Source organism: Chamaesiphon sp. VAR_48_metabat_403, assembly GCF_031422475.1.
In the GTDB taxonomy this organism is placed as follows: domain Bacteria; phylum Cyanobacteriota; class Cyanobacteriia; order Cyanobacteriales; family Chamaesiphonaceae; genus Chamaesiphon.
The window spans coordinates 1-6,521 of the sequence record NZ_JANPLS010000217.1; the positions used below are offsets into that span (position 1 = coordinate 1).

The 6,521-nt window shown below is 42.8% G+C and carries 8 protein-coding genes; 3 read left to right on the forward strand and 5 right to left on the reverse strand.

The window, feature by feature from the left end:
* On the forward strand, positions 1-458 hold a 458-nt coding region (locus tag RMO79_RS10145; RefSeq protein ID WP_310483026.1), incomplete at its 5' end, for a CopD family protein.
* A gap of 32 nt (positions 459-490) precedes the next feature.
* The gene (ubiE, locus tag RMO79_RS10150; RefSeq protein WP_310483027.1) at positions 491-1,204 is read left to right on the forward strand and encodes a bifunctional demethylmenaquinone methyltransferase/2-methoxy-6-polyprenyl-1,4-benzoquinol methylase UbiE; all 714 of its coding nucleotides are present in this window, start codon (positions 491-493) and stop codon (positions 1,202-1,204) included.
* A 201-nt stretch (positions 1,205-1,405) separates the two neighbouring features.
* Here ubiE and RMO79_RS10155 read toward each other — a convergent pair whose 3' ends face one another.
* The gene (locus tag RMO79_RS10155) at positions 1,406-1,948 is read right to left on the reverse strand and encodes a GNAT family N-acetyltransferase (protein ID WP_310483028.1); all 543 of its coding nucleotides are present in this window, start codon (positions 1,946-1,948) and stop codon (positions 1,406-1,408) included.
* Between the two features lie 32 nt (positions 1,949-1,980).
* On the opposite strand from RMO79_RS10155, the gene RMO79_RS10160 reads away from it, so the two are divergent.
* Positions 1,981-2,625: an RNA ligase family protein gene (locus tag RMO79_RS10160; RefSeq protein WP_310483029.1), complete on the forward strand. Its 645-nt coding sequence runs from the start codon at positions 1,981-1,983 to the stop codon at positions 2,623-2,625.
* 79 nt (positions 2,626-2,704) lie between these two features.
* Here the strand turns inward: RMO79_RS10160 and RMO79_RS10165 are convergent, their stop codons facing one another.
* The 4 genes from RMO79_RS10165 to RMO79_RS10180 form a co-directional block, all read right to left on the reverse strand.
* Positions 2,705-2,830 carry a hypothetical protein gene (locus RMO79_RS10165; RefSeq protein ID WP_310483030.1) on the reverse strand — a complete coding sequence of 42 codons (126 nt, stop codon included), beginning with the start codon at positions 2,828-2,830 and terminating at the stop codon, positions 2,705-2,707.
* Between the two features lie 16 nt (positions 2,831-2,846).
* Positions 2,847-3,407: a Uma2 family endonuclease gene (locus tag RMO79_RS10170; RefSeq protein WP_310483031.1), complete on the reverse strand. Its 561-nt coding sequence runs from the start codon at positions 3,405-3,407 to the stop codon at positions 2,847-2,849.
* 90 nt (positions 3,408-3,497) lie between these two features.
* Complete coding sequence (locus RMO79_RS10175) at positions 3,498-3,722, reverse strand: hypothetical protein (RefSeq protein WP_310483032.1); 225 nt, start codon at positions 3,720-3,722, stop codon at positions 3,498-3,500.
* Positions 3,667-6,261: an NACHT domain-containing protein gene (locus RMO79_RS10180; protein ID WP_310483033.1), complete on the reverse strand. Its 2,595-nt coding sequence runs from the start codon at positions 6,259-6,261 to the stop codon at positions 3,667-3,669. The genes RMO79_RS10175 and RMO79_RS10180 overlap by 56 nt, the downstream gene beginning before the upstream one ends.
* Positions 6,262-6,521: the final 260 nt, after the last annotated feature.

Genomic DNA, 6,521 nt, shown 5'->3' on the forward strand with positions numbered 1-6,521 from the left:
GCATTCTAAAAGAGCAGTATCAGATTATGGAAAAGCGGCTCTATAGTATTATTACTACGCCGGGAATGTTAGTGACGATCGCAATGGCGATCGGGATTATTTCTACAGAGCCAGAAATAATCCATCAACGTTGGTTACATATTAAAATCGGTTTAGTGGTTCTATTAATTGGCTATCATCATTATTGTAAGAGCTTGATGAAGAAGTTAGCAGTAGATGAATGTAAATGGAACAGTCAGCAGTTGCGTGGGCTGAATGAATTACCGACTTTGTTTTTAGTCGCGATCGTCTTATTAGCCATATTTCAAAATAATTTACCTACCGATATTACTGGTTATTTAATTGTCGGATTGGTGGTGTTAATGGCAGCCACAATTCAACTATATGCACGCAAACGTAGACTCGATGCTGAAAAATTGGCAGTAAGTCAAATTCCGACTTCGGAAATGAGTGCTTAGATTGTTAATATTTTAAGTTTAATAAATTAGTGATGCCAACTCAATTTAATTATACATCTACAGATATTCAAGCAATCTTCAATCGAATCGCACCTGTGTACGATCGACTCAATAACGATCTCAGCTTGGGGCTGCATTGGGTTTGGAAGCAAATGGCAGTATCTTGGAGTGATGCCAACCCTGGAGATACTTGCCTGGATTTGTGTTGTGGTAGTGGCGATCTCACTCAACTTTTAGCTAAACGGGTGGGATCTAATGGGACTGTTATCGGGGCCGATTTTGCACCCGCACAACTAGCCAATGCAGCAGCGAAGATCGAGGGAGTTTATCCACCCCTAAATTGCATCGATTGGGTAGAAGCCGATGCGCTAAATTTACCATTTGCCGATAATTATTTTGATGCGGCGACGATGGGTTATGGTTTGCGAAATGTGACCGATATTCCGCGCTGTCTGGCAGAATTAGATCGCGTTTTAAAACCCGGTGCGAAGGTGGCTATTCTCGATTTTCATCGCCCCGACAGTCAGATCGTTCGTCGCTTTCAACAATGGTATCTCGATCGCATTGTCGTACCCAAAGCGACTCAATTAGGGATGATGGATGAGTATGCTTATCTAAACCCTAGTCTCGATCGATTCCCCACAGGCGCAGAGCAGGTACAGTTAGGATTAACCGCTGGATTTAGTCATGCAATTCATTATCCGATCGCCAGTGGGATGATGGGTGTATTAGTACTCACTAAATGACTCTCACTCCAATCTTCGGTAGGGGCAATGTCTTGATTTGCTGTCTTGAAAAGGTGCTTTACTTGGGGAAACCCCAAGAACGCACTTTTCGCTAAACCGTCGGGAAACCCGACGAGCGCAAATCGCTGTCTTGTCGGTTTTTTATTCGGAGGGAACCTCCGTTGGCGTAGCCTCTCCGACAGGAGATATAAAACCGCCGCTTCATGAATTGCCCCTACCAAAGATTAGAGTGAGATTAGATGGAAGTATTTTGACATAAACTCGATCGCATCTAGCCGTCTCGACACCTGTGGCGAGTAGATAGCCATTTGCCTCATATAGTTTTACAGCCTCTGCTAAAATACTGGCAGTTTCGATCCAGATTTCACGGTAGCCGCGATCGAAAATTGCCCGCTCCAATCTCCCTAACAAATACCTCCCCAAGCCTTTTCCCCTAGCTTTGGAGTGTAAGTACATTTTCCGAATTTCGATCGCCTTACTGCCGCGATTTGAATGCGAATCGGCTGTATGCAAACAGGGATAATAGGCACTCGTACCGACAATATCGCCTTGGCTCTCAATTACCCAAAATTCGCCCCCGCGATCGAGATAATATTCCTCTATTGCCAACACGTCGCCATCCGCGCCATCTGGCTCCCATCTCAACCCATATTCCGCCAACGCCTGCTCGATAACATTAGCCGCCGCCAGCCGATCTTTCGGTTCCCACGATCGAATTGTATAGTCTTGATAATGTTCGAGCATGGGAGAAAGAAGTAAGAAGTAAGGAGTAAACAGTGCTTTATTATCCTAAAATTCCCGATAGTCGCAATTGCCCCGATGGGAAATGTGTCGCGTTTGAAAAATATGATGGTACCAATCTGCATTGGGATTGGGATCGGGATTTTGGTTGGCACGCTTTCGGTACTAGGCGAGATATATTTAATCTTACCGAGGTTGGAATTGCCGAATTCACAGCTAAACATCAACATTTGAGCGAATGTGTTGCTGTATTCGATCGAGATTGGGCGATCGAACTAGAACGAGTTTTTCTCACTTTACCGCAATATCAGCACGTCCTAGAAATTAAGGTATTTGGAGAATTTTTAGGTGCTAATTCTTTTGCAGGCTTGCATCGAGTCGAAGATGTTAAAGAAGTGAAAATATTTGATGTGTGGTTAGAAGGGTTTGGTTTTATTAGTCCTTTTCAATTTATCACCGATTTCCAACATCTACCGATCGCGCGAGTGGTTTACCAAGGTAAATTAACTGGTGAATTTACCGAAGATGTGCGATCGGGAAAATATGGAGTCGAGGAAGGTGTTATCTGTAAAGGCGGTACTGGCGGAGAGGATTTATGGATGGCAAAGATTAAAACTACTGCATATATGTCTAAACTCAAGCAAGCATTTGTCGATCGATGGCAAGATTATTGGGAGTAATCGATGTGGTTTTACATCATCAACTAAAAGAAATGCCGATCGAAAAAAAATTACCTCAAGCTAACACTATTTTAGCTCTTTAGCTCAATCGCCATTTTATTAATTCTTCTTCAGTAAATTTCCGCGCATATTTGTCAGGATTGTTTTGAGTTCGATCGAGTAATAAATCTAGCACTTCAGATCGAAAAAAAGGTCGTGTAGTCAACAGATTTAGATCTAACTTAAAATATCCGATCGAGCGCAACCGCTAGTTCGGGAAAGAAATCGTCGGTAATTACGCCATCGCCCATATAAGTTACCGGGGCACGATTCTCTAGAGGAGACGCTACGCGAACGGGATAAAATACCGTTATACTTTGTGCGACTGGATCTACTACCCAGACTTGCAATACACCCCCAACTAAATAGTTACTAGCTTTTTGGGTCATTTGCCCGAAAGTTTGTCCGGGTGAGATAATTTCAATCGCCAGTTCGGGGGGAACGGGACAAGCCGCATTTTCATGCCAACTTGCAGGTAACCTGTCGAAGGAAACATAGATTAAATCCGGTACTGGTGTAGAATCTTCACTGAGATCGAATGCCCATTCCATTTCAGCACGACCGCGATCTTTAGCCCATTCTGCAAGAATGTTTAGAATTTTCCGAGCAGATCGAGCATGAAAATATCTAGGAGACATTTTAGGTACTGCAATGCCGTCAATCAATTCATAGGCGATCTCGGCAGCATCTGACAATGCCCAAAATTCGGTTTTAGTGAGTTTTTTAGTTGCGGTATCGACCATAGTGATATCGATCGATTGCGATCGAATTTGGATCTATATTTAATTATAACCAGCTCTAACTGGCGATCGATATCCAATCTGACACCACCGTTATGCCGTTCTAGCTCTCCAGATGACTAATTGTTCCTCAGCAAATTTCCGCACCTGTTCGTCGGGGTCATTTTTGGATCGATCGGGATAGTCTTCAACAATAGCTTTCAATGCAGCTTGACGAGGGTTAATTCTCTCATCACTACCTCGATCGAGATTGTACAAAAATTCAAGTATTTGATTGAGATCGAGCCTTCTGTGATTGAGCTGCTGTAAGTTGAACATCTAAAATATTATCATATTGATATTGTTTTAGTAGCGGTAAAATATCTGTTTCGTCTTGCCAGATTTGAGATATTGATTGAATTGCAGCACGTTGAACATTAACATTACTCATTGTTAGGCACTTTTTCAAGTATGGTAATGTTTCATCATTGTCCTGCCAAATAGTTGAAAGTATAAAGATAAGCTCAGTTGCCATTTCTACACCCATTGAATAAGAATTACTTTTCTCGATTTCGGACTGGATTCTTTTCATTAGTTGGGTTGATGTAGAGCTAATTATTTGCTTGTTTCTCACTTCTGCAAAACATTTTGCAGCCAGGAATAAGTTGCTCATCTCTATCCATTCTTCATTTCGTCTATTCAATACTTTTTTTCTTGCACTATTTAGTGCAGTCTTTCGCCCTCTTGTTCTTCGCTGTAAAAGTGTTTCCTGTTGTGAATACACACTTTTGTCCACCTGTTGTGCTAGCAAATAATCAATCATCTCAGCCACAAACTTCGGATCGAGCGTTCCAGAAATTAACCGCAAAACCTCATGCCAAGACTCGTCTTGCCAATGAGGAGCAAACACCTCATTTTTAAACCGTTCTAACGTCAGAGTTTTTTCTTTCTCAAACTGCCAAACAAGTTCCCAGGCACAAAAATATTCTAAAAAAGCTTGATGCACAAAAGCATAAGAATCCGTCCCCAAATAACAGAGAATAAAATTGCGGTGACGGAGTTGATAAATCATCTGCCGAGCCACCATCCGAGGTTCGCCCTTTTCGACAATGCCCCGTAGATAGTCTGTCAGAATATTTTCAAGATCCGTCGCACTGATGATATTGCCAGCCAAACCTTTCGCGCTCGATTGCATGTGATGGGCAACCTTGCGTAGCATCCCTTGTTTGTCTTTATAGTCGAGGGAGATTTTCCAGTCTTTTAATTGCGGATCTTCGAGCAGTCTTTCCACATCCCACTGATGCAACAACACTCGCGAAGCTTGATTATACAGCTCCGGTCGATCGCGTGGTAATTCTTGATGTCGATTGAGAATTGCCATCATCGTCAGTAGCAGCGGATTTCCTGCCAATTCCCGAATCGATTTTGACTCGCGCAGTGCCTTTTGCAATCGATCTCGTTTACGCTCTTTATCCGCACCGACGGGGAATGTCAGATCGTGCCATCGCTGGATAAAACCTTCAATTTGTTCGTCTTCGAGATCTTGCAACATGAAATGTTGAAAGCCAGCACCCCGAAGCTTTTGTACTTTATAACCCAACCACCGCGATGTCGCAATTACCCGCACTTGGGGATAATCATTGGTGAAGCGGTGAATATCCGTCACCACTTCATCCCGCAATGCCGGATCGAATACCTCATCGATACCATCGAATAACGCGATCGCCTGACCCGCTTTGAGTTTATCGTGGAGTTGCTGCTGGTCTAGTCTACAAGTAATATTGCCACCATGCAGGAAGGTGAGAATATCTTTGCATGTCCCAGCCTGTCGATCGCGGGCATAAGTCCGCAACTCCACCAATAATGGCGTTGGCGGCACCGCTAAATCTCGAATCGGTAATTCAGCCCAAATTAATGCTAAATACTGCAACAGCGAAGATTTACCCGCACCTGGATCGCCCAAAATCACCACCTTTTGGACGGGAGAATTACCAGCGACAATTTCGAGGATCGATCGATTGACTTGCGATCGATAGGCACGATGATACCGATCTAATTCGGCTTCGGTAATTTCTGCTTCATCCACTTGTCCTTTGTCGCGCAATCTCCGCCCGTGTTCTTTGGGCAATTCATACACCTGTGGCAAAAATTCCTGACATTCGCGCACATTTTGAGGGATGAATATTTTCCACAGTTTGAGATCGCTATAATATACGCCAGTTGTATCCAGAGACTCTAGTTTGACGGTGCCATATTGCTCCTGCAATCCCTCGGCATAAGTCCGTAAATTAAACTCTGGGGGAATCCCAACTAAATCTTTAATGCTTGATGCTGTCTCTATCTGAGCTTGTGCGGTATGGATCGATCGGAGTTTTTCGGAGTCATTAATTATCTTCTTAATTGCTCTGACATAGAGTTTGCTGACTAGCTCCCAGTCAAAATCTTCTGGTAGTGACGGCGCAGTTAGTTCTTTCCAGGTTTCGTTGATGATGCGGGTATCGATCGATTTACAATCTAATTCAAATGCATGTCCCAGAACAGCCGCAACATCTTCTCGAACAAAAAAATGTTTAAGAGGATTGATATATTCTCTAATCTGATTATCTTGACAATGGTTATCGATCAATTCTTGCTCTATTAGTTGCAAAAATTCCTTGAGAGCTTTACCGTAAGCTTCTTTGAGTACATCTTGTTCGGGTAAATGAATAACTTTTTTCAGCGCGTCTCTAAAAAAATCTTTAGCGAAATCCTTTCCAGTATCCTTTGCAAATTCTTCTAGAATCGGTTGAAATAGTAACTCTGCCGTCTTCGTGGCTCCCCAAATGATTAACCAGTCTGATGACCGTTCTAGATCTTCTGCTATTTCGCTCCAATTCAATTGCAGCTCGTTACATATCCGTTTAAAGGAATCCAGATGAATTGGCTGACCCTTAAAAAATCTTGTGATTGTACTACGAGATAGTCTCTGAGATTCTGCAAACATGGCTTTCGATCCGAAGCCCAGCCTTTTAAGTGAATTTGTTGCTGTGACGATTCCTTGTTCTGATGCGGTAAAAGATATACTCTGTTTTTTATTGGTTAAGCTAGAGTCGAGCATGATTAAATTAATGTTTAGCCGTAATGTCTTGCACAATCATA

What these genes read in the sequence shown, in the direction of transcription:
- ubiE (WP_310483027.1), top strand. Translation starts at nt 491, where the DNA reads ATGCCAACTCAATTTAATTATACATCTACAGATATTCAAGCAATCTTC.
- RMO79_RS10155 (WP_310483028.1), bottom strand. Translation starts at nt 1,948, where the DNA reads ATGCTCGAACATTATCAAGACTATACAATTCGATCGTGGGAACCGAAA.
- RMO79_RS10170 (WP_310483031.1), bottom strand. Translation starts at nt 3,407, where the DNA reads ATGGTCGATACCGCAACTAAAAAACTCACTAAAACCGAATTTTGGGCA.
- RMO79_RS10175 (WP_310483032.1), bottom strand. Translation starts at nt 3,722, where the DNA reads ATGTTCAACTTACAGCAGCTCAATCACAGAAGGCTCGATCTCAATCAA.